At 72.2% G+C, this 21,728-nt stretch carries 14 protein-coding genes and 3 pseudogenes; 9 read left to right on the top strand and 8 right to left on the bottom strand.

Features of this window, described 5'->3' with window-relative positions; genetic code table 11:
- Window positions 1-278: 278 nt before the first annotated feature.
- Both EAO76_RS06560 and EAO76_RS06540 read right to left on the bottom strand, forming a co-directional pair.
- Window positions 279-749 (bottom strand): PaaI family thioesterase, encoded by a 471-nt coding sequence (locus tag EAO76_RS06560; RefSeq protein ID WP_148834244.1) that lies wholly within the window; start codon window positions 747-749, stop codon window positions 279-281.
- Between the two features lie 157 nt (window positions 750-906).
- Window positions 907-3,413, bottom strand: a pseudogene (locus EAO76_RS06540) (FdhF/YdeP family oxidoreductase).
- A 155-nt stretch (window positions 3,414-3,568) separates the two neighbouring features.
- Between EAO76_RS06540 and polA the strand changes: the two are divergent.
- Entirely contained in the window at window positions 3,569-6,280 is a 2,712-nt protein-coding gene (polA, locus tag EAO76_RS06535) for a DNA polymerase I (protein WP_148834241.1), read from the top strand.
- A 20-nt stretch (window positions 6,281-6,300) separates the two neighbouring features.
- On the opposite strand, the pseudogene EAO76_RS06530 reads toward polA, so the two are convergent.
- Window positions 6,301-7,182, bottom strand: a pseudogene (locus EAO76_RS06530) (DUF4184 family protein); the annotation flags it as partial.
- A gap of 228 nt (window positions 7,183-7,410) precedes the next feature.
- On the opposite strand from EAO76_RS06530, the gene EAO76_RS06525 reads away from it, so the two are divergent.
- The 3 genes from EAO76_RS06525 (at window position 7,411) to EAO76_RS06515 (ending at window position 10,478) form a co-directional block, all read left to right on the top strand.
- Window positions 7,411-9,147 (top strand): lytic murein transglycosylase, encoded by a 1,737-nt coding sequence (locus EAO76_RS06525; RefSeq protein WP_148834239.1) that lies wholly within the window; start codon window positions 7,411-7,413, stop codon window positions 9,145-9,147.
- A gap of 143 nt (window positions 9,148-9,290) precedes the next feature.
- Window positions 9,291-9,428: an SPW_0924 family protein gene (locus EAO76_RS06520; RefSeq protein ID WP_148834237.1), complete on the top strand. Its 138-nt coding sequence runs from the start codon at window positions 9,291-9,293 to the stop codon at window positions 9,426-9,428.
- A 39-nt stretch (window positions 9,429-9,467) separates the two neighbouring features.
- Window positions 9,468-10,478, top strand: coding sequence for a DUF3068 domain-containing protein (locus EAO76_RS06515; protein WP_148834235.1), 1,011 nt, complete (start codon window positions 9,468-9,470; stop codon window positions 10,476-10,478).
- Here EAO76_RS06515 and EAO76_RS47480 read toward each other — a convergent pair.
- Window positions 10,450-12,490 (bottom strand): annotated as a pseudogene (locus EAO76_RS47480) (ATP-dependent helicase C-terminal domain-containing protein). The gene EAO76_RS06515 and the pseudogene EAO76_RS47480 overlap by 29 nt on opposite strands.
- A gap of 81 nt (window positions 12,491-12,571) precedes the next feature.
- Window positions 12,572-13,384 (bottom strand): class I SAM-dependent methyltransferase, encoded by an 813-nt coding sequence (locus tag EAO76_RS06505; RefSeq protein ID WP_148834233.1) that lies wholly within the window; start codon window positions 13,382-13,384, stop codon window positions 12,572-12,574.
- 398 nt (window positions 13,385-13,782) lie between these two features.
- Here EAO76_RS06505 and rpsA point away from each other — a divergent pair, with 398 nt between their 5' ends.
- The gene (gene rpsA, locus EAO76_RS06500; RefSeq protein ID WP_148834231.1) at window positions 13,783-15,294 is read left to right on the top strand and encodes a 30S ribosomal protein S1; all 1,512 of its coding nucleotides are present in this window, start codon (window positions 13,783-13,785) and stop codon (window positions 15,292-15,294) included.
- Between the two features lie 105 nt (window positions 15,295-15,399).
- On the opposite strand, the gene EAO76_RS06495 is transcribed toward rpsA, so the two are convergent.
- Window positions 15,400-16,362: a nitrous oxide reductase family maturation protein NosD gene (locus EAO76_RS06495; RefSeq protein ID WP_148834229.1), complete on the bottom strand. Its 963-nt coding sequence runs from the start codon at window positions 16,360-16,362 to the stop codon at window positions 15,400-15,402.
- Between the two features lie 396 nt (window positions 16,363-16,758).
- Here EAO76_RS06495 and EAO76_RS06490 point away from each other — a divergent pair, with 396 nt between their 5' ends.
- The 3 genes from EAO76_RS06490 (at window position 16,759) to EAO76_RS06480 (ending at window position 18,880) form a co-directional block, all read left to right on the top strand.
- A complete protein-coding gene (locus EAO76_RS06490; RefSeq protein WP_187438476.1) occupies window positions 16,759-17,697 on the top strand; it encodes a PAC2 family protein in 939 nt (312 codons plus the stop codon).
- Between the two features lie 76 nt (window positions 17,698-17,773).
- Window positions 17,774-18,376 (top strand): dephospho-CoA kinase, encoded by a 603-nt coding sequence (gene coaE / locus EAO76_RS06485; RefSeq protein WP_148834227.1) that lies wholly within the window; start codon window positions 17,774-17,776, stop codon window positions 18,374-18,376.
- 135 nt (window positions 18,377-18,511) lie between these two features.
- Window positions 18,512-18,880 carry a tetratricopeptide repeat protein gene (locus EAO76_RS06480; RefSeq protein WP_148834225.1) on the top strand — a complete coding sequence of 123 codons (369 nt, stop codon included), beginning with the start codon at window positions 18,512-18,514 and terminating at the stop codon, window positions 18,878-18,880.
- A gap of 117 nt (window positions 18,881-18,997) precedes the next feature.
- On the opposite strand, the gene EAO76_RS06475 is transcribed toward EAO76_RS06480, so the two are convergent.
- Window positions 18,998-19,321: a DUF6343 family protein gene (locus tag EAO76_RS06475; protein ID WP_148834223.1), complete on the bottom strand. Its 324-nt coding sequence runs from the start codon at window positions 19,319-19,321 to the stop codon at window positions 18,998-19,000.
- Window positions 19,322-19,370: 49 nt separating this feature from the next.
- Between EAO76_RS06475 and EAO76_RS06470 the strand changes: the two genes are divergently transcribed.
- Complete coding sequence (locus tag EAO76_RS06470) at window positions 19,371-20,516, top strand: ADP-ribosylglycohydrolase family protein (RefSeq protein WP_148834221.1); 1,146 nt, start codon at window positions 19,371-19,373, stop codon at window positions 20,514-20,516.
- A gap of 66 nt (window positions 20,517-20,582) precedes the next feature.
- Here EAO76_RS06470 and EAO76_RS06465 read toward each other — a convergent pair whose 3' ends face one another.
- The gene (locus EAO76_RS06465) at window positions 20,583-21,680 is read right to left on the bottom strand and encodes a tyrosine-protein phosphatase (RefSeq protein ID WP_148834219.1); all 1,098 of its coding nucleotides are present in this window, start codon (window positions 21,678-21,680) and stop codon (window positions 20,583-20,585) included.
- Window positions 21,681-21,728 lie beyond the last annotated feature (48 nt).

The following is a 21,728-nucleotide window of genomic DNA, read 5'->3' as shown; positions in this document are numbered from 1 at the left end:
CCGGTCCGGGGTGTCGTGCGGGGGTGGGTGCGGACCGGTCGATGGTTACGCAGTGTTACGGCGGGGGGTGTTGTGGTCGACGCGGCGTCGCGTGCCCGAGGTGTGTGTGGGGTGCTGAGTTGGCCATACAACGGATGCCGTGGTCAAGGGAGTTGGCGTATTCGATTCTCAACTTCACTCGATGTGGGGGTGGTTGTGGGTGGATATGGCACTGCCCGGACGGATGGTGATCCGGCCGGGCAGTGGGGTTCGGAGGTGTCGGTGCGTGTTCCGTTCCGTCAGGCGGCGTCGGGGCGCGGGGCGTCGCGGAGCATGCAGGTGAGGCGCGCGGTGCAGACCCTCTTGTCCTGTTCGTCCGTGATGACGATCTCGTAGGTGGCGGTGGAGCGGCCGCGGTGCACGGGGGTGGCCACTCCCGTGACGAGGCCGCTGCGCACGCCGCGGTGATGGGTGCAGTTCAGATCGACACCCACGGCGAGCTTGGTGACGCCGCCGTGGAGCATCGAGCCGACGGAGCCGAGGGTCTCGGCGAGGACGGCGGAGGCGCCGCCGTGCAGCAGTCCGTAGGGCTGGGTGTTGCCCTCGACGGGCATGGTGCCCACGACGCGGTCCGCGGAGGCCTCGACGATCGTGACGCCCATCCGTTCGCCGAGGTGCCCGGCGGAGAAGAGGGCGGGCAGGTCCACGCCGAGCGCGGCGTACTCGTCGATGATCTCCTGGGGGAACGTGGGGGTGGTGTGCTCGCCCATGGGCCGGCTCCGATCGTCTGCGGTGGTTCACGGTGTCAGTGCTGTGTACATCGTTCTTACCAGACGACTGAGCGGACGCTTAGGGCTGCTCGCGCGCAGAGTGCTGCCGGGGCCCCCGGCGCCGGGCCCCGGTCTGCGGGGCTCGGCCCCGGGCGCCTCAGGCCCGGGTGTTCTCGAAGCGGACGACGACGGACTTGCTGGCCGGGGTGTTGCTGATGTCGGCGGTGGAGTCGAGGGGGACCAGCACGTTGGTCTCGGGGTAGTAGGCGGCGGCGCAGCCCCGGGCGGTCGGGTAGTGGACGACGCGGAAGCCGGGGGCGCGGCGTTCCGCGCCGTCCTTCCACTCGCTCACGAGGTCGGTGTACGCGCCGTCGGCGAGGCCGAGGGCGCGGGCGTCCTCCGGGTTGACCAGGACGACGCGGCGGCCGTCCTTGATGCCGCGGTAGCGGTCGTCGAGGCCGTAGATCGTGGTGTTGTACTGGTCGTGCGTCCTGCGGTGCGTACGGAGACTCCGGGGGTGAGGGTGGTGTCGGGCCAGCCTCCGTGGAGGGTGCGGTGGTAGAGCTCGTCGTGGATGGCGGTGATGGTGTCGGTGTCGATGGCTTTGTGGAGTTGCCACTGGCGGGGGACGCCAGCCTCCGTGGAGGGTGCGGTGGTAGAGCTCGTCGTGGATGGCGGTGATGGTGTCGGTGTCGATGGCTTTGTGGAGTTGCCACTGGCGGGGGACGGTCAACCCGGAGGACGCCCGCGCCCTCGGCCTCGCCGACGGCGCGTACACCGACCTCGTGAGCGAGTGGAAGGACGGCGCGGAACGCCGCGCCCCCGGCTTCCGCGTCGTCCACTACCCGACCGCCCGGGGCGGGCGACGCGGGCGTTGAAGTCCTCGAAGCCGGGGACGACGCGGGAGATGCGGTCGCGGATCGTCGCGTAGTCCTTCTCGAACTCCTCCCAGGGCGTGGCCGATCCGGGGCCGAGGACGGCGCGGGCGAGGCGGGCGACGATGGCGGGTTCGGAGAGGAGGTGCGGGCTCGCGGGGGTGAGGTTGCCGCGCGAGGCGTGGACCATGCTCATGGAGTCCTCGACGGTGACGAACTGCTTGCCGCTCGCCTGGACGTCCTTGTCGGTGCGTCCCAGGGTGGGCAGGATCAGCGCGCGGGTGCCGGTCACGGCGTGCGAGCGGTTGACCTTGGTGGAGACGTGGACGGTGAGGCGGGCGCGACGCATGGCGGCCTCGGTGACGTCCGTGTCGGGGGTGGCCGCGACGAAGTTGCCGCCCATGGCGATGAAGACCTTGGCGTCGCCGTCGCGCAGGGCCCGGATGGAGCGGACGACGTCGTAGCCGTGGTGGCGCGGCGAGGTGATCCCGAATTCCTTGTCGAGGGCGTCGAGGAAGGCGGGGGAGGGGCGTTCGAAGATGCCCATGGTGCGGTCGCCCTGGACGTTGGAGTGGCCCCGGACGGGGCAGACCCCGGCGCCGGGCCGGCCGATGCTGCCGCGCAGCAGGAGGAGGTTGACCACTTCGCGGATGGTCGGCACGGAGTGCTTGTGCTGGGTGAGGCCCATGGCCCAGCAGACGATGGTGCGTTTCGAGGCGAGGACCATGGCCAGGGCCTTCTCGATGGTCTCGCGGTCGAGGCCGGTGGCGGTGAGGGTCTCGGCCCAGTCGGCCTCGCGGGCGGCGGCCGCGAACTCCTCGAAGCCGTGGGTGTGCTCCCGAACGAAGGTCTCGTCGACGGCGCCCTCGGTCTGCAGGATCATCTTGTTGAGGAGGCGGAAGAGTGCCTGGTCGCCGCCGATGCGGATCTGCAGGAAGAGGTCGTTGAGCGCGGTGCCCCGGACCATGCCGAGGGGGGTCTGCGGGTTCTTGAAGCGCTCCAGGCCGGCCTCGGGGAGCGGGTTCACCGAGATGATCTTCGCTCCGGCCTTCTTGGCCTTCTCCAGGGCGGAGAGCATCCGGGGGTGGTTGGTGCCGGGGTTCTGTCCGGCGACGATGATCAGGTCGGCCCGGTGGAGGTCTTCGAGGGTGACGCTGCCCTTGCCGATGCCGATGGTCTCCGTCAGTGCCGAGCCGGAGGACTCGTGGCACATGTTGGAGCAGTCGGGGAGGTTGTTGGTGCCGAATTCGCGGGCGAACAGCTGGAGCAGGAACGCGGCCTCGTTGCTCGTGCGGCCCGAGGTGTAGAAGAGGGCCTCGTCGGGGGAGTCGAGTGCGCGCAGTTCCTCGGCGATGATGTCGAAGGCGCGCTCCCAGTCGATCGCCTCGTACCGCTCGGCGCCCTCGGGGAGGTACATCGGCTGGGTGATCCGGCCCTGCTGGCCCAGCCAGTAGCCGCTGCGCGTGGCGAGGTCGGCGACGGGGTGCGCGGCGAAGAAGTCGGGGGTGACCCGGCGCAGCGTCGCCTCCTCGGCGACGGCCTTGGCGCCGTTCTCGCAGAATTCCGCCGTGTGCCGTTCGTCGCCCTCGGGCCAGGCGCAGCCGGGGCAGTCGAAGCCGTTCTTCTGGTTGACCTTGAGGAGGGTCTGCGCGGTGCGCACCACCCCCATCTGCTGTCGGGCCACGAGCAGGCTGTGGGCGACGGCGGGCAGACCGGCGGCGGCGTGCTGTGCCTCGCCGACCCGCGGCGCGTCCTGGACCGGGTCACCTGTGGGCGGCTTGGTGGCCATTGCGTGCTCCCCTTCGAGCCGACTGCGAACCTGCGCGCACCGTACGCGTCGGTGCCGTGCGTGCTCCTCCCACGATCCTGTCACGCGGCACCGACAGGGGGGCGGGGAGCGGTGTCCGGTCGGGAATGTCAGTGGTCCGTGGCAGGATCGGGGGCGTGGCTGAGACGGCATCGAAGAAGACGGCAGACAACCGACCGCGCCTGCTCCTGATGGACGGGCACTCCTTGGCGTACCGGGCGTTCTTTGCGCTGCCCGCGGAGAATTTCACGACCGGGTCGGGGCAGCCGACGAACGCGGTGTACGGCTTCGCGTCGATGCTCGCGAACACCCTGCGTGACGAGGCGCCGACGCATTTCGCGGTGGCGTTCGACGTCTCCCGCAAGACCTGGCGCTCGGAGGAGTTCCCCGAGTACAAGGCGAACCGTTCGAAGACCCCGGACGAGTTCAAGGGGCAGGTCGAGCTGATCGGCGAGCTGCTGGACGCGATGCGCGTCGACCGGTTCGCGGTGGACGGCTTCGAGGCGGACGACGTCATCGCCACGCTGGCCACGCAGGCGGAGGCGGCCGGTTTCGAGGTGCTGATCGTCACCGGGGACCGGGACTCGTTCCAGTTGATCACGGACCACGTCACGGTGCTGTACCCGACCAAGGGCGTCTCGGAGCTGACCCGTTTCACCCCGGCGAAGGTCGAGGAGAAGTACGGGCTCACGCCGCGGCAGTACCCGGACTTCGCGGCGCTGCGCGGTGACCCGTCGGACAACCTCCCGGGGATCCCGGGGGTGGGGGAGAAGACCGCCGCGAAGTGGATCAACCAGTTCGGTTCGTTCGACGAGCTGGTGGAGCGGGCCGAGGAGGTCAAGGGCAAGGCGGGGCAGAATTTCCGGGACCACCTGGACGCGGTGCGGCTGAACCGCCGGCTGACGGAGATGGTCCGTGACGTGGAGCTGCCGAAGGCCCCGCAGGACCTGGAGCGCGCGCCGTACGACCGCACGGCGGTGACGGGTGTGCTGGACGTCCTGGAGATCCGCAACCCGAGCCTGCGCGAGCGGCTGCTGGCCGTCGATCCGGGTGCGGCCGAGGACGAGGCCCCGGCGCCCGCCGCGGGCGTCGAGCTGGACGGTGCGGTGCTGGGCGCGGGTGAGCTGGCGCCCTGGCTGGCCGAGCACGGCGACCGGCCGCTCGGTGTCGCGACGGTCGACACCTGGGCCCTGGGCAGTGGCGCGGTCACCGAGGTCGCGCTCGCCGCGGCGGACGGTGCGGCGGCCTGGTTCGACCCGGCCGAGATCGACGGGGCGGACGAGCAGGCGTTCGCCGCGTGGATCGCGGACGCGGACCGGCCCAAGGTGATGCACAACGCGAAGAGCGCGATGCGGGTCTTCCCGGAGCACGGCTGGCGGGTCGACGGCGTCACGATGGACACGGCCCTGGCCGCCTACCTGGTCAAGCCGGGCCGCCGTTCCTTCGCGCTGGACGCGCTGGCGGTGGAGTACCTGGGCCGTGAGCTGGCGCCCGCCGCGGCGTCCGAGGGGCAGCTGGCCTTCGGTGCGGAGGACCAGGCGGAGGCCGAGGCGCTGATGGCGCAGGCCCGCGCGGTCCTGGACCTGGGCGAGGCGTTCACCGCACGGCTGGCCGAGGTCGGCGCGGACGGGCTGCTGCACGACATGGAGCTGCCGACGTCCGCCCTGCTGGCGCGGATGGAGCGGTACGGCATCGCTGCCGACCGGGCCCATCTGGAGGGGATGGAGCAGCAGTTCGCCGGTGCGGTGCAGCAGGCGGTGAAGGAGGCGCACGCGGCGGTCGGCCGCGAGTTCAACCTCGGTTCGCCCAAGCAGCTCCAGGAAGTCCTCTTCGGCGAGCTGGGCCTGCCGAAGACGAAGAAGACCAAGACCGGGTACACGACGGACGCCGACGCCCTGGCCTGGCTCGCCGCGCAGACGGAGCACGAGCTGCCGGTGATCATGCTGCGCCACCGTGAGCAGGCCAAGTTGCGGGTCACGGTGGAGGGCCTGGTCAAGACGGTCGCGGCGGACGGCCGGATCCACACCACGTTCAACCAGACGGTGGCGGCGACGGGCCGGCTCTCCTCGACCGACCCCAATCTGCAGAACATCCCCGTCCGTACGGACGAGGGCCGGGCCATCCGCCGGGGCTTCGTCGTCGGCGAGGGCTTCGAGACGCTGATGACGGCCGACTACAGCCAGATCGAACTGCGGGTGATGGCCCACCTGTCCGAGGACGAGGGCCTGATCGAGGCGTTCACCTCCGGCGAGGACCTGCACACCACGGTCGCCTCCCAGGTCTTCGGCGTCGACAAGTCGGCCGTCGACCCGGAGATGCGCCGCAAGATCAAGGCCATGAGCTACGGGCTGGCGTACGGGCTCTCCGCGTTCGGCCTCTCCCAGCAGCTGAACATCGAGGCGGGCGAGGCGCGCGGCCTGATGGACACCTACTTCGAGCGGTTCGGCGGAGTGCGCGACTACCTGCACCGGGTGGTGGAGGAGGCCAGGGCCACCGGCTACACGGAGACGGTCTTCGGCCGCCGCCGTTACCTCCCCGACCTCAACAGCGACAACCGTCAGCGCCGTGAGATGGCCGAGCGGATGGCGCTCAACGCACCGATCCAGGGCACGGCCGCGGACATCGTCAAGGTCGCCATGCTCCAGGTCGACCGGGCGCTGACCGAGGCGGGGCTGAAGTCGCGGATGCTGCTCCAGGTCCATGACGAAATCGTCCTGGAGATCGCCGGGGGCGAGCGTGCCCGGGTGGAGGAGATCCTCCGCCACGAGATGTCCACGGCGGTGCGGTTGCGCGCCCCGCTGGACGTCTCGGTGGGCGTCGGAACGGACTGGGAGTCCGCGGCGCACTGACGGTCCGGCCGTGCCGGACGGCCCGGGGCCCGCACGGGGCTCCGGGCCGTCCGCGTACCGGGCTCCGGACCGTCCGGCGGTCCCGGGCCCGTGCGGGCTTTCCGCGGGCCGGGGCCTTCAGGGGCGGGCGTCCACACCCCGTACGGCACCAGGCCCGCCGCCAGCCCCGCCCCGGCCCCGAAGCAGATGGTCGGGATGATGTCCAGCGGGGTGTCGACGTGCCCGAAGTACGCGTACCAGCGCACGCACCGATGGACGATGCCGCCCAGTACGCAGACGCCCAGCAGGGCCCCCGCCGCCCACCGCTCACGACGGCTCAGCACCGGCACGGACGGCGGGACCGGCCGGGCCCCGGCGGCGCGCAGCCCCGACACGGCGAACCGGGCGAGCAGCACCAGCGCCACGGCCGAACTGCCGTACTGCACCAGCTGGAACACCGGATGACCGGCCACGCTCCCGGACAGCACCGGCACCAGGCGCACCCCCCACCGGTCGTGGTGGGTGAAGGCGTCCCAGACGACATGGGTGGCCGCCCCGGCGGCCGCCGACAGCGCGAACCACCAGCAGTCCCGGGGGCGCCACGGCCCGTGCCGCCCCCTCAGGAACGTGTGCACCCGCCCCTGCCAGGCCGTCGGCAGCAGCGCCACCAGCGGTTCGCGCAGCAGCAGCCACAGCGCGACCACGGCCGCGGTGATCAGCACGTCGACGGTGAGTACGCCCCACACCGAGTGGGTGACCTGTCCGAACTCCATGGCGCCGGGAACCGCGGTGTCCGCGTAGTACGTCATGTCGGGTGCGAACGACCCCGTCACGAGGGCGGACGCGAGGAGCGGGCCGCGCGCCGTCCCGTTCCGCCGCAGCACCGGCAGCACGGCGGCGGCATGACTGAGTGTGAAGGGCATGGCGGCAAGTATGCGTGAACGGTGAAGACCGTTCGCCGGTGCGTGGCCACGCCGTACGGTCCCTGCTGTCACCTGTGGGCCCACCGGCGTACAACTTGCCGTCCGGAACGTGAAAAACAGGTAAGAACCGGTCGGCGCGCGGTGTTCCGGCGGTACGAGTTGCCGTAGGGTCGCCTGAGTCCTGCCGCTGGGGGCGCGGACAGTCGTCGAAGGGGAGGGGCCAGAGGTATGGCAGCGCAGTTCGGTCGCCGGCTTCGCAAGGGAGCGACCACGACAGCCGTGGCCGCCGCCGTGGTGGCGGCGCTCTCCGCCTCGGGGGCTCCCGGCTCGCCGCTGGTCTCCGGCAGCGGCGACCAGCAGGCCGCCGGAACGACCCCCTCGCCCGATGAGAGCGCGGCCACCGGCAATTCGCCGTACTACACGGAACTGCCCCCGCTGAACACGCCGGACAAGCCGGGGACCAGCACCCGGCTGCCCCTCGTCGGCGGTTCGGAGGCCGGCATACCGGCCTCGATCCTGGCCGCGTACAAGAAGGCCGAGCAGGAGATCTCCGCGAGCGACGCCGCCTGCCGGCTGCCGTGGCAACTGCTCGCCGCGATCGGCAAGGTCGAGTCCGGTCAGGCGCGCGGCGGCCGGGTCGACGCGAACGGCACCACGTTCTCGCCGATCCTCGGCCCGGTTCTCGACGGCCGGGGCTTCGCCATGATCAAGGACACCGACGACGGCGCGTACGACGGGGACAGCACCCACGACCGCGCCGTCGGCCCGATGCAGTTCATCCCGTCCACCTGGGCGACCTGGGGCCAGGACGGCAACGACGACGGCCGCAAGGACCCCAACAACATCTACGACGCGGCGCTCGCCGCCGGGCGCTACCTCTGCGCCGGTTCCCGCGACCTGTCCCTCGCCGGGGACCTCGACCGGGCGGTCCTGAGCTACAACCACTCGAACGCCTATCTCCGCACGGTGCGTTCCTGGTTCGACTACTACCGGCGCGGCACCCACGAGATCCCCGACGGCACCGGCGCCCTGCCGCCCGGCCTCGGCGGCGGCACGACCCCGGACCGGACGGGCCCCGGCCCCTCGCCGTCCGGCTCCGCCAAGCCGAAGCCCGGGAACACGCCGAAGCCGGACCCGAAGCCGGGTGACGGCACGACCAGCCCCAAGCCCGACCCCGAGCCGTCCGAGACCCTCGCGGCCGTGAAGAACGCCGGCACCGGCCCGCTGGCCGCCACCGCGGGCGAGGCCTTCGCCGAGCGGATCAAGGTGCGGGCCGAGAACGGCCGCGGCGGACCGCTCGCCAAGGTCTCCGTGACCTTCACGATCACCGGCGACACGGACGCCGCGTTCGCCGACGGGAAGAAGTCGGCCACCCTCACCACCGGGACCGACGGCACCGTCACCGCCCCGGTGCTGCGGGCGGGCGAGAAGACGGGCACGTTCACGGTGCGGGCCGCCGCCACCGGCCGCTCGGTGCCCCCCGTCAGCTACGGGGCGACCGTCACCGCCCGCCGGGCCGACGCGATCGCCAGGACCGACGACAAGGCGCTGACCGCGGCGCCCGGAGCCGAGTTCGCCGACACCGTCGAGGTCAAGGCGACCTACAAGGGCAAGGTCGCGGCCGGGGTCGCCGTCACCGCCACCATGATCACCGATGCCGAGAAGCCGGTCGAGAACGACAAGGGCCCGTACTTCAAGGACGAGGACGACAAGGCGGTCCGCACCCTGGCGGGCCTGCGGACCGGTGCCGACGGCACCCTGAAGCTCCCGAAGATCTACGCCGACGGCACGGCGGGCACGTACAGGCTGCGGCTCACCACCGAGGGCGGGGCCACCGTCGTCATCGAGCTGAAGATCGAGGCGTCCGAGCCCTCCGGGACGCCGGACCCCTCCGGAACCCCGGAGCCCTCCACGAGCCCGGAGCCGTCCACGAGCCCCGAGCCCTCCGGGACCCCCGTCGTCTGACCGGCCGGTCGGCCGCACACCTCGACAGCCCCTTCGCCACCGCGGCGGAGGGGCTGTTGCACGTGTTCTCATCTCGCGCCCGGATTGCTACGGTGCCCCAACCCTGACGGCCCATCAGATCGATGTTCTCCGGGAGGACCGGCATGCGTGCCCTCGTCGCCGCCGCCATCGGGCTGGCCGCAGCCCTCGCGCTCGTCTTCACCGTCGCCGCGATCGGCGCCCCGCCCGGGGAGACCTCGCCCGAACCCCTGCTGACCACCGTGCCGGGCCCCAAGAAGTAGCCACCGGAAGAAGCAACAGAAGCTGAGGGAGGGCACCACATGCGCCGCCGAGCCAGCCTCGTACTCCTGGCCTTCGCCGTCTTCTTCGCCGCCATGTCGCCGCTGATGCGCTGGTACGCCTTCCCGAGGCTGGCGAAGATCCCGCCCAGCCAGTACCAGGAGGCGGTGCTGGAGGCGAAGCCCGCCACCCTCCTCGACTACAACGACGGCATGAAGGTGAAGACGGTCCCCCGGGTCACCATCGTGCAGACCCTCAAGGGCAACGTGGAGGAGTCCGAGCGGATCGAGCGCACCGCCGGCCGCGACGTCGTCGTCTGGGACGCCCTCAGCTTCGTGGCCGGGCCGGACGGCAAGATGGTCTCCCAGATCCCCGAGCGGTACATCTTCGACGCGCACAGCCAGGCCCCCGTCCACGCCACCGGCGAATCCGTCGACGGCGACCCGGTCAGGCGCGAGGGCATCGAGTTCAAGTGGCCCTTCCTCACCGAGAAGCGCGACTACGAGTACTTCGACGCGCAGACCCGCACCAGCTCGCCCATCCACTACCGGGGCACCCGCACCTTCCACGGCATGGAGGTCTACTACTTCGAGCAGACCATCCCGTGGACCAAGGTCCCGATGCCGAAGAAGATGCCGATCGCGATCACCCCGGAACAGATCGCGAAGACCGGCCTGACCCGCTGGTACACCACCAAGCGGATGTTCTGGGTGGACCCGGTCACCGGAGCGCCGGTCAACGGCGAGGAGATCCACAAGGAGGAGCTGCGCAACGCCAAGTCGCTGGGGCTGTCCGAGGAAACCGTCACCGTGTTCGCCGGACACGTGAAGATGCGCCAGGACTACGTCGAATCGACCGTCGACCTGGTCAAGTCCCAGCGCCTGCTGATCCTGCTCCTCACCTCGTACCTGCCCTGGGGCTTCCTGGTCCTCGGCGCCGGACTGCTTGCCCTCGCCCTGTGGCTGGAGGCCCGCTCCCGGCGACCGGACGGGCGGGGCCCGGACGGAACACCGGATCCCGCCCCTACTCCCGCTGCCCCTGCTCCCGCCTGAGCCGTGACGTCGTGAACCGGGTCGCCGCCATCGTCGTCGGGTCCTCCGGCCACGGGTGCCGCGGGTACCGGCCGCGCAGCTCCGCCCGCACCGCCCGGTAGCCGTCCCGCCAGAACGAGGCCAGATCGGCGGTGACCGCGGCGGGGCGCCCGGCCGGGGACAGCAGGTGGACCAGCACCGGCACCCCGGCCAGCCTCGGGCTCTCCGTCAGGCCGAACATCTCCTGGAGCTTCACCGCGAGCACCGGCTGCGCCCCGCCGTACTCCACCCGGACGCGCGAACCGCTCGGCACCTCGATCCGCTCCGGCGCCAGCTCGTCCAGCCGGGCCGCCTCGCCCGTCGCCCACGGCAGCAACCGCCGCAGCGCCTGCCCGGCGTCGATCCGGCCCAGATCGGAGCGGCGCCGGGCCCGGGACAGCTCGGGCTCCAGCCACTGCTCCGCACGGTCCAGCAACGCCCCGTCCGCCACGTCCGGCCAGGGCGTGCCCAGCTCCCGGTGGAGAAAGGCCAGCCGCTCCCGCAACTGCTCCGACTCCCGCGTCCAGCGCAGCAGCCCGAGCCCCTCCCGCCGCAGCCCCTCGACCAGCGCCCCGCGCACCGCCTCCGGCGCCGGCGCCTTCAGCGGACGCACCGACAGCTCCACGGCGCCCAGCCGTTCCACCCGGCGGGCCACCACGTCGCCGTCCGCCCAGCCGACCTCCTCGCCGTCCCGGAGCAGGTGCCCGGCCGCCGCCCGCGCCGTGTCCTCGTCGATCACCGCGGCCAGCCGCACCCGCGCGGACGCCGCGTGCGCCGGCCGGTCGGCCACCGCGACCGCCAGCCAGGGCGCGCCCCGCAGCCCCGAGCCCTCCCCGGTTCCCGCACCCGTCCCCGACACCATCAGGAGTGCTGGGCGCAGGCGGAGGACGGACGGCTCGCCCCGTTCCCGTCCCCGGAGATCCGGGTCGCGGACCTGACGGCGTTCGCCCTCCAGGCGGCGTGCTGGGGCGATCCGGACGCCTCGGGCCTCGCGCTGCTCGACCCGCCGCCCGCGAGGCCCGTACGGTCGTGAGCGCGCCCAGCCCCCGGGCGTGGTCGGTGCGCGGCTCCCGGGCCAGCCCCGAGTCGACCACCACCCGCACCCCGGGCACCGTCAGGGACGACTCCGCCACCGAGGTCGCCAGCACCACCCGCCGGCCCTCCGAGGACCCGGCCAGCACCGCGTCCTGCACCGCCGCCGGGGCCCGCCCGTGCACCTGGAGCACCTCGGCGGCCACGTCCGCCAGCAGGCCCGCCACGCGTCCGATCTCGCCGACACCGGGCAGGAAGCACAGCACGTCGCCGTCCCGTTCGGCCAGTGCCCGGCGCACCGTCGCGGCGACGTGCGCCAGCAGCGCCGGATCGACCCGCATCCCGTGCGGCGGGCGGACCGGTGCCGCCGGCGGCGCCCAGACCGTCTCCACCGGGTGCGACACGCCCGACGCCTCGACCACCGGGGCGTCGCCCAGCAGCCGGGCCCAGCCCCGCGCGTCCGTCGTCGCGGACGCCGCGACCAGCCGCAGGTCGGGGCGGAGCGCCTCGCGCACGTCGAGCAGGAACGCGGCGACGGTGTCCGCGTCCAGATGCCGCTCGTGGCACTCGTCGATGATCACCGCGTCGACCCCGGCCAGCTCCTGGTCGCGCTGCAGCCGCTGGAGCAGCACCCCGGTGGTGACCACCTCCACCACTGTGCCGGGACCCACCAGCCGCTCCCCGCGGACCGTGAAGCCGACCCGCCCGCCGGCCCGCTCCCCGAGGAGCCACGCCATCCGCCGCGCCGCCGCCCGCGCCGCGATCCGCCGCGGCTCGGCGACCACCACCCGGCGCACCGGGCCGTCACCGGTCAGACCGGCCAGGACCAGCGGCACGAGGGTGGTCTTGCCGGTGCCGGGCGGCGCGCACAGCACCGCGACACCGCGGTCGTCGAGCGCCCGCTCCAGGGCGGGCACGGCGGTGCGCACGGGCAATCGGTCCAGGGCATCGGTACGGATCACGCCCCCAGTCTCGTACGGGCCGCCCCGCCCGCCGCACCCCGGGACCGGCCGGGCCCCTCCGGCCCCGGTCCGCGCGGGCCGTCAGTCCCGCACGCAGACGAAGATCGCCGTTCCGGGGATCAGGTTGCCGCGCAGCGGGGACCAGCCGCCCCACTCCTGGGTGTTCCAGGCGGGCCACTCCGGTTCGACGAGGTCGACCAGCCGGAAGCCGCCGGCCACCACGTCGCGCACCCGGTCGCCGAGCGTGCGGTGGTGCTCGACGTAGACCGCGTCGCCCCGCTCGTCCTGCTCGACGTAGGGGGTGCGGTCGAAGTAGGAGGCCGCGACCGAGAGCCCCTCGGGCCCCGGCTCGTCCGGGAACGCCCAGCGGACCGGATGCGTCACCGAGAAGACCCAGCGGCCGCCGGGGCGCAGCACGCGGTGCACCTCGCGGAACACCCGCACGGGATCGGCGACGAACGGCACCGCGCCGTAGGCGGAGCACGCCAGGTCGAACGAGCCGTCGCGGAACGGCAGCGCCCCGGCGTCCGCCTCCACCAGCGGGACCCCGCCGCCGATCCGCAGCGCGTGCTGGAGCTGCCGGTGCGAGAGGTCCAAAGCCACCGGGCGGGCGCCCCTGGCGGCGAGCCAGCGCGAGCACTGCGCGGCGCCCGCGCCGATCTCCAGGACGTCCAGGCCGTTCAGCGACGCCGCGGGGCCGAGCAGGCCGGCCTCGGCCTCGTCGAGCCCCTCCGGGCCCCAGACGAACCGGTCGTCGCCCAGGAAGGCGCCGTGGTCGCTCTGGTACTCGTCGGCGTTCCGGTCCCACCAGCCGCGACTGGCCCGGCTGCTCTCGGTCTCCGACGCCTCGCGACGGGTCGCTTCGGGTTCGGCCGCGTAGATCTCTTGGCTCATCGTGTCCGTCGTTGTAGTTTGCCTTCACCCCGCCGCACGCGGTACGTACTCGGGGGTGTCCATGAGCGCGGTTCCGCGCGCCCGGAGCGTCTCCCGGTGCCGAGGCGGCCCCGGGGAACACGAGTTGTGCCGGATATGGGCCCTTGCGCCCCCGGTGTGCGCCTTCGCGCATTGACCGTGCCCGGCTGCCCCCGTATGCTACAAGTTGCGCTGCGAGCCTGTGCGCCTCAGACCTAGCAGGCCGCGCTCGCATCTGCTGTATGTCCCCTCGGTTCACGAGGCGCCTCCCGCCCGGCGGGTTCGGCGCTTCCCGAGCTGTCCGGCTTCTGCAGAGGTGATAAGGGCTCCCGGCGTAGCAGTACCTACGACTCACTGTCCGTACCGGAGCCCTTTCCCACATGACGAGCAGCACCGAGACCACCGCCACCACCCCGCAGGTAGCGGTCAACGACATCGGTAACGAGGAAGCCTTCCTCGCCGCGATCGACGAGACGATCAAGTACTTCAACGACGGCGACATCGTCGACGGCGTCATCGTGAAGGTCGACCGGGACGAGGTCCTGCTCGACATCGGTTACAAGACCGAAGGCGTCATCCCCTCCCGCGAGCTCTCGATCAAGCACGACGTCGACCCGAACGAGGTCGTCAAGGTCGGCGACGAGATCGAGGCCCTGGTTCTCCAGAAGGAGGACAAGGAAGGCCGCCTCATCCTGTCCAAGAAGCGCGCTCAGTACGAGCGTGCCTGGGGCACGATCGAGAAGATCAAGGAAGAGGACGGCATCGTCACCGGTACCGTCATCGAGGTCGTCAAGGGTGGTCTCATCCTCGACATCGGCCTCCGTGGCTTCCTGCCGGCCTCCCTCGTCGAGATGCGCCGCGTCCGCGACCTCCAGCCCTACGTGGGCAAGGAGCTCGAGGCCAAGATCATCGAGCTGGACAAGAACCGCAACAACGTGGTCCTGTCCCGCCGTGCCTGGCTGGAGCAGACCCAGAGCGAGGTCCGCCAGACGTTCCTCACGACCCTGCAGAAGGGCCAGGTCCGCTCCGGCGTCGTCTCCTCGATCGTCAACTTCGGTGCGTTCGTGGACCTCGGCGGCGTCGACGGTCTCGTGCACGTCTCCGAGCTGTCCTGGAAGCACATCGACCACCCCTCCGAGGTCGTCGAGGTCGGCCAGGAGGTCACGGTCGAGGTCCTCGACGTCGACATGGACCGCGAGCGCGTCTCCCTGTCGCTCAAGGCGACGCAGGAAGACCCGTGGCAGCAGTTCGCCCGCACGCACCAGATCGGGCAGGTCGTTCCCGGTAAGGTCACCAAGCTCGTTCCGTTCGGTGCGTTCGTGCGCGTCGACGAGGGCATCGAGGGTCTGGTCCACATCTCCGAGCTGGCCGAGCGCCACGTGGAGATCCCGGAGCAGGTCGTCCAGGTCAACGACGAGATCTTCGTCAAGGTCATCGACATCGACCTCGAGCGTCGTCGCATCAGCCTCTCGCTGAAGCAGGCCAACGAGTCCTTCGGTGCCGACCCGGCCTCGGTCGAGTTCGACCCGACCCTGTACGGCATGGCCGCGTCCTACGACGACCAGGGCAACTACATCTACCCCGAGGGCTTCGACCCCGAGACCAACGACTGGCTCGAGGGCTACGAGGCTCAGCGCGAGGCGTGGGAGACGCAGTACGCCGAGGCGCAGCAGCGCTTCGAGCAGCACCAGGCCCAGGTCATCAAGTCCCGCGAGGCCGACGAGGCCGCTGCTGCCGAGGGCGCTGCCGCCCCGGCCGGTGGCGCCCCGGCTGCCTCCGGCGGCAGCGGTGGCGGCTCGTACTCCTCGGAGTCCGCGGACAACTCCGGCGCCCTGGCGTCGGACGAGGCCCTGGCTGCCCTGCGCGAGAAGCTGGCGGGCGGCCAGAGCTGACGCTCCGGTCCTCCGGTCGGTGACCGATCGCAGTAGCTGAAAGTGAGGCCCGCTCCCTCCGGGGAGCGGGCCTCACTCATGTCCGCGGCCGTCCCGCGCGGGCGGTCACGGCGTGACGGGAATATTGGTCAGCCCCTTGCCGCCGGTCACCGTGTTGCTGCCGTGGACCGTGGTCGGGCAGTTCTCGCCGTGGTTGGTGATGTTGAACGCGAGCTGCTTGTCGCCCGTGGCGCCGGTCAGGTCCGAGACGTTGTCGCGGAAGACGGTGCCGCAGCCCCAGCCGCTCTGCTGGGTGTGGGTCTCGTAGCCGTTGTCGGTGGTGCGGGAGCCCCGGTTGCCCTCGACCAGGACGTCGTTGCCCTTCACGTCGACCCAGGAGTCGTCGTAGTTGGCGCCGGTCAGTCCGCTGCCGTCGAAGGTGTTGCCGATGATCCGCGCCCCGGTGGTGCCTTCCTTGATGTCGATGTTCTCGCCGCCCACGCCCGGTCCGATGGTGTTGCCCAGGATCTGCACCCGGTCGCTGCGGTCGGAGAGGTCGCCGGCCGTGCCGACGTAGACGCCCTCGCCCATGCCCCGGCCGTCGTGCCCGGTGTCGTGGATCCGGGAGTTCTTGAGGACGCCGTCCTTGCTGGACCTGCGGAAGTGGACGCCCTCCATGTCCAGGTCGTGGACGGTCACCGAATCGATGACGACGCCGGTGGCGGTGTCGGCCACGATGCCCTTCTGGCCGCCGGTGACGGTGATGCCCTCGACGGTCCAGTGGGAGGCGCCGTTGAGATGCAGCCCGTAGCCGCCGCCGGCCTTGAGGACCGCCCCGGACGAACCGGTGAGGGTGATCCGGGCGGCGGCGGTGCCCGGGACGGTCGCCTTGAAGTTGCCGGTGTACGTGCCGTCGGCGAGCCGGATCGTGTCGCCCGGGGCCGCGGCGGCGAGGGCGGACTTGAGCTGGGCGGCGGTGCTCACGTCGACGACTCCGGCCGAGCCTGCAGTGGGGGCGGCGGCGAGGGCGGGGCCACCGGTGGCGAGCGCGGTGACCAGCAGGGCGGGGAGCAGCGTGCGGGTGCGCATGGGGGGTGCCTTCCCGTCGAAGGAGTTCGAGGTTCTCGTACATGAATGTGGGGCGAGTCTCTGAACTTGCTGCCCAGAGACGGTAGGGACGGGGCCTGGCCGTGTCAATGTCTGGACCAATGTTCGGGTACGTGTACGGGCGCCTGCGCGCCGCGCGAGCGGGAGCATGGCTCCGTGGCAGGGGCGCGCGGTGCGTGCGGCTCCGGCGCGAGCGGTCCCGGCACGGAGGACGGCGGTGGTGCGGAGCACGGTGCCGGGCATCGGCTTCCGCGAGGATCCGGACGCTTGACTTCCGCACGAGTCCGGGCATGAACGGCCGGTCGAACGGGCACCGTTCGGGAATGCCCGTGCCCTGCCGGACGTTCTTGTGCAGGAATACGAGGAGGAGCGGTAACGGTGTCTGACCCGCAGAGTTTGTACGAATGGGAGCCGAAGGGCCTGGCCGTCGTCGACATGGCGCTCGCCCAGGAGTCGGCCGGCCTGGTCATGCTCTACCACTTCGACGGATACATCGACGCGGGTGAGACCGGCGAGCAGATCGTGGACGGTCTGCTCGAAACGCTGCCGCACCAGGTCGTCGCCCGCTTCGACCACGACCGGCTCATCGACTACCGCGCGCGGCGCCCGCTGCTGACCTTCCGGCGCGACCGCTGGACCGCCTACGAGACCCCGACCCTGGCCGTCCGGGTCGTCCAGGACGCCACCGGGGCGCCGTTCCTGCTGCTGTCCGGGCCCGAGCCGGACGTGGAGTGGGAGCGCTTCGCCTCCGCCGTCGAGCAGATCGTGGAGCGCCTCGGCGTCCGCCTCGCGGTGAATTTCCACGGCATCCCGATGGGCGTCCCGCACACCCGCCCCGTCGGCATCACCCCGCACGGCAACCGCACGGACCTCATGCCCGGCCACCGCAGCCCCTTCGACGAGGCGCAGGTCCCCGGCTCCGCGGAGGCCCTGGTCGAGTACCGGCTGATGGAGTCCGGGCACGACGTCCTGGGCGTCGCCGCCCACGTACCGCACTACGTCGCCCGCTCCGCGTACCCGGACGCGGCGCTCACCGCCCTGGAGGCGATCACGGCGGCGACCGGTCTGGTCCTGCCGACCATCGCCCACGCGCTGCGCACCGAGGCGCACCGCACCCAGACCGAGATCGAGCGGCAGATCGGCCAGGGCGACGAGGAGCTGGTCTCGCTCGTCGAGGGGCTTGAGCACCAGTACGACGCGGTCGCCGGCTCCGAGACCCGGGGCAATCTGGTCGCCGAGCCGGTGGACCTGCCGTCCGCCGACGAGATCGGCCTGGAATTCGAGCGGTTCCTCGCGGAGCGCGAGGGGGACGTCTGACCTCCGCCGGCCTTCCCCGCGGATCGTCCCGCCCTGCCCGGGGCCGGTCCGCCGGACAGGGCCTAAGCTGCCGGTCATGCTGAAAGTGGGCCTGACCGGCGGGATCGGCGCCGGCAAGAGTGAAGTGTCACGGCTGCTCGTCGAGTACGGGGCCGTGCTGATCGACGCGGACCGGATCGCCCGCGAGGTGGTCGAACCGGGCACTCCCGGGCTCGCGGCCGTAGTCGAGGCGTTCGGGCCGGACGTCCTCACCGCCGACGGCGCCCTGGACCGGCCGAAGCTGGGCTCGATCGTCTTCTCCGACGCCGACCGGCTCGCCGCCCTCAACGCGATCGTCCACCCGCTGGTCGGCGCCCGCTCCGCCGAGCTGGAGCGGGCCGCGGGCCCCGAATCGGTCGTCGTCCACGACGTCCCCCTGCTCACCGAGAACGGCCTCGCACCGCTGTACGACCTGGTCGTCGTCGTGGACGCGAGCCCCGGGACACAGCTCGACCGGCTCGTGCGGCTGCGCGGCATGACCGAGGCCGACGCCCGCGCCCGGATGGCCGCCCAGGCCACGCGGGAGCAGCGGCGCGCCGTGGCCGACCTGATCATCGACAACGACGGGCCGCTGGAGGAGCTGGAGCCGCAGGTCCGCAAGGTCTGGTCGGAGCTGACCCGGCGGGCCGCGGCAGGCTGATCCCCGCACCGCCCCGTCGGCCCACCGGCCTGCCCGCCTGTCGGTCCACCGGTCCGCCGGGGCGGCGGGCCGGTGCGGAATACCGTTCCCCGGGCGGGCGTTGAGGGTTCCGGTAGCGAAGGGAAGGAAGCGAACGTGCCCGAGAGGACCCCGGAGACCGACGTCATCGACTTCCGCGCGGCCGAACGCCTGCTGGACGCGCGCGATCCCCGTGGCGCGGTGAAGCTGCTGGACTCGGTGATCGCGGCCCACCCCGAGAACACGGCGGCGCGGCTGCTGCGCGCCCGTGCCTTCTTCGCCGCCGCCCAGCTGCGTCCCGCCGAGCTCGAGTTCGAACTCGTCCTGGAGCGCGAGCCGGACAACGCGTTCGCGCACTTCGCGCTGGCCCGCACCTTCGAGCGTTCCGGCCGCTCCGACCGTGCCTCCCGGCACTTCCGGCTGGCCGCCGCGCTCGACCCGAACCCGGAGTACCTGAAGGCGGCCCGCTTCCCCGCGCAGGACTGAGTCCGCCGCCGGGACAGGGACCTGTCTCGCGCGGAACCGGGCCCGCCGCCGGGCAGGGCCGTCCCACGCCCTGCCCGGCGGGCCCGGCTCACGCCTCCGACCGGCGGCGGGTCCGGCTCAGTGCCCGTACCTGCCGTGCCCGTACCCGTGGTGTTCGTACCTGCCCGGTGCGTATCCGCCGCGTCCGCCCCGGTCGGGTTCGTACGGCGGGATGTCGCGGCCCGGCTGGTAGTGCGGTCCCTGGTGGATGTGGTGGACGATCACCGCCAGGTCCACCAGGACCAGCAGGAGCAGCAGGCCGCAGGCGGCGGCCCAGCCCGGCCGGTCGGTCAGGGCGAAGGCGGTCACGCCGAAGACGGCCCAGGCCAGCCCCCATAGACTCAGCCCGAGCCGCAGTCGCAGAGCACTGCGGGCAGTCGTCGGTTCATTGCCGGTACGCATGGCGATCGCCTCTCCTACCAAGGATGGACCCACGACGGCGTTACGGGACATGTCGAACGAATCGAGGGGATCGCGCGTGAACGGCGCATCGTGGAATGACCGCACCGACCGCAGGGCGAGGGTCAGGGGCTGTCTGCTGGGCGGGGCGATCGGGGACGCGCTGGGCAACCCGGTGGAGTTCCTCTCCCTGGCCGGTATCCGACGCGCACACGGCGAGCACGGCGTGCAGGGGCTCCTTCCGGACGAGGAGGGGGTGGTCGGCCGGGTCACGGACGACACGCAGATGACCCTGTTCACGGCCGAGGGACTGATCAGGGCCCACTCCCGGGCGAAGTCGAAGGGGGTGGGCGGCGCCGAGACCGCGCTCGTACGGAACGCCTACCTCCGCTGGCTGGACACCCAGAACCACCCCGCCCCGCCCGCCGCGGGCGGTGACAACGTGATCCGGACCGGCTGGCTCAGGCAGCAGCCCTGGCTGTACGCGCGCCGGGCCCCCGGCAACGCCTGTCTGACCGGGCTCGCCACCGGTCACGTTCCCGAGCCGGTCGACCGGCTGGGCACGCCCGGGCCCGTGAACACCGGGTCCAAGGGGTGCGGCACGGTGATGCGGTCGGCGCCCTTCGGGCTGACGGGGCAGGACGCCCCGGTGGGCTTCCGGCTCGCCCACTGGTGCGCCCAGATCACCCACGGCCACCCGACCGGCGCGTACGCGGCGGGGGCCCTCGCCGCGATCGTCGCCCACCTCCTGGAGGGCGACTCGATGCCCGGCGCGGTGCTGCGGGCCATGGACCTGCTGGGCCGCCACCCGGGGCACGAGGAGACCACGGCGGCGCTGCGGGCGGCCGTCGACCTGGCCGCGCAGGGCGCGCCGACCGCCGAGAAGGTGGAGACGCTGGGCGCGGGCTGGGTGGCCGAGGAGGCCCTCGCCATCGCGGTGTACTGCGCCCTCGTGCTGCCCGGTGCCGACCAGGTGGCGCAGGCGCTGCTGCTCTCGGTCAATCACTCGGGCGACAGCGACTCCACCGGCGCGATCTGCGGCAATCTGCTCGGCGCGCGCCACGGCGACGTGTGCCTTCCGGCGTCCTGGCTGGTGGCGACCGAGGGCCGGGCCGTGATCACCGAGGTGGCCGACGACCTGTGCGTGGAGTTCGAGCACGCGGTGGACTGGCCGGCCGGGCGGTACCCGGTGTGCTGACGGGCGGCCGTCCGCCGATGGACGGCGGGGGCACCACCCGTCGGCACACCGGGTGCTGACGGGTGGTCAGGCCGTCAGCAGCTTGGCGCGCAGCTTGGCCACCGTCGCGTCGTCGATCCGCAGGCCCTCGCGGACGTAGGTGTCGAAGTCGCCGTACAACTTGTCCACCTGGTTGAACGCGGCGGTCAGCCAGCTCAGTTCGACGGCCTTCGGGTTGCCCAGGTACTGGTTGCTGGCCAGGAAGTCCGCCTCGACGGTCTCGCGCGGGACGCCGAGCAGGGTGAGGAGGACGGCGGTGCTCCAGCCGGTGCGGTCCTTGCCCGAGCTGCAGTGGTAGACCGTCGAGCCGGAGTCGTTGTTCGCGACGGCGGTGACCAGGTCGTGGAAGGCGTAGTCGGCGCCCACGAAGTTGACCATGAACGGGTAGCCGATGGACTGGCCGAGGTCGGACGAGCCGGAGAACAGCCCGGCCGCGATGGCCTCGGCCAGCGTCATCAGCGCCGAGTCGTGGAAGCGGATGCCGTGGTCGAACGACACCACGTCGGCGACCTGGTACTTCACACCCGCGGGCAGCTTGTCGGGGGCCTCGTACCGCTCCACGGCGTTGCGCAGGTCCACGTCGAGAGTGAGCCGCTGGGACAGCAGCTGCTGCTGCTCGGCGTCGGTCAGCTTGTTGATCTTGTTGGAGCGGAAGACCAGGCCGGGCTTCACCCAGCGCCCGTCGGTGGTGCGGTAGCCGCCGATGTCCCGGAAGTTGCGGGCGGACTCGATGCCGAGCGAGCGGTCGGCGACGACGAGCGGGGAGCCGCTGTCCGGCACCAGCCGGAAGTACCAGCGTCCCGTCCCGGCGAGGGTCCCGGCGGGGACGGTCAGCGAGCCGGTGCCGGCGCCGGTGCCCACCGGGGTGCCGGTGGTGGCGTCGGGGGAGGCGACGGCGGTGACGGTCACCGATCCGGCGGGGGAGGACCAGGAGATCGTGTAGCCGCCGTCGGCGGCGCGCAGGGCGCCGGCCGCGGTGAACGGCACGGCGGCGGCCCGCGTGGCGACCCCGGCGCTCGCCACGGGCGCGTCGGCGGGAGTGGCGGCGATGGCGGGCGGGACGAGGACCGTACCGGCGAGCAGGGCGGCCGCGACGGCTGCCTGGGTGATGCGGTGCGTGCGCATGGTGCTCCTTGTCTGCATCCCTGTCGGGGGGTGGGGGGTGTCAGGAGG

It is taken from the genome of Streptomyces sp. sk2.1, from assembly GCF_008120935.1.
Taxonomy (GTDB): Bacteria; Actinomycetota; Actinomycetes; order Streptomycetales; family Streptomycetaceae; genus Streptomyces.
Note: the sequence above shows the minus strand (reverse complement) of the source record. Positions and strands in the feature narration are given on the sequence as shown.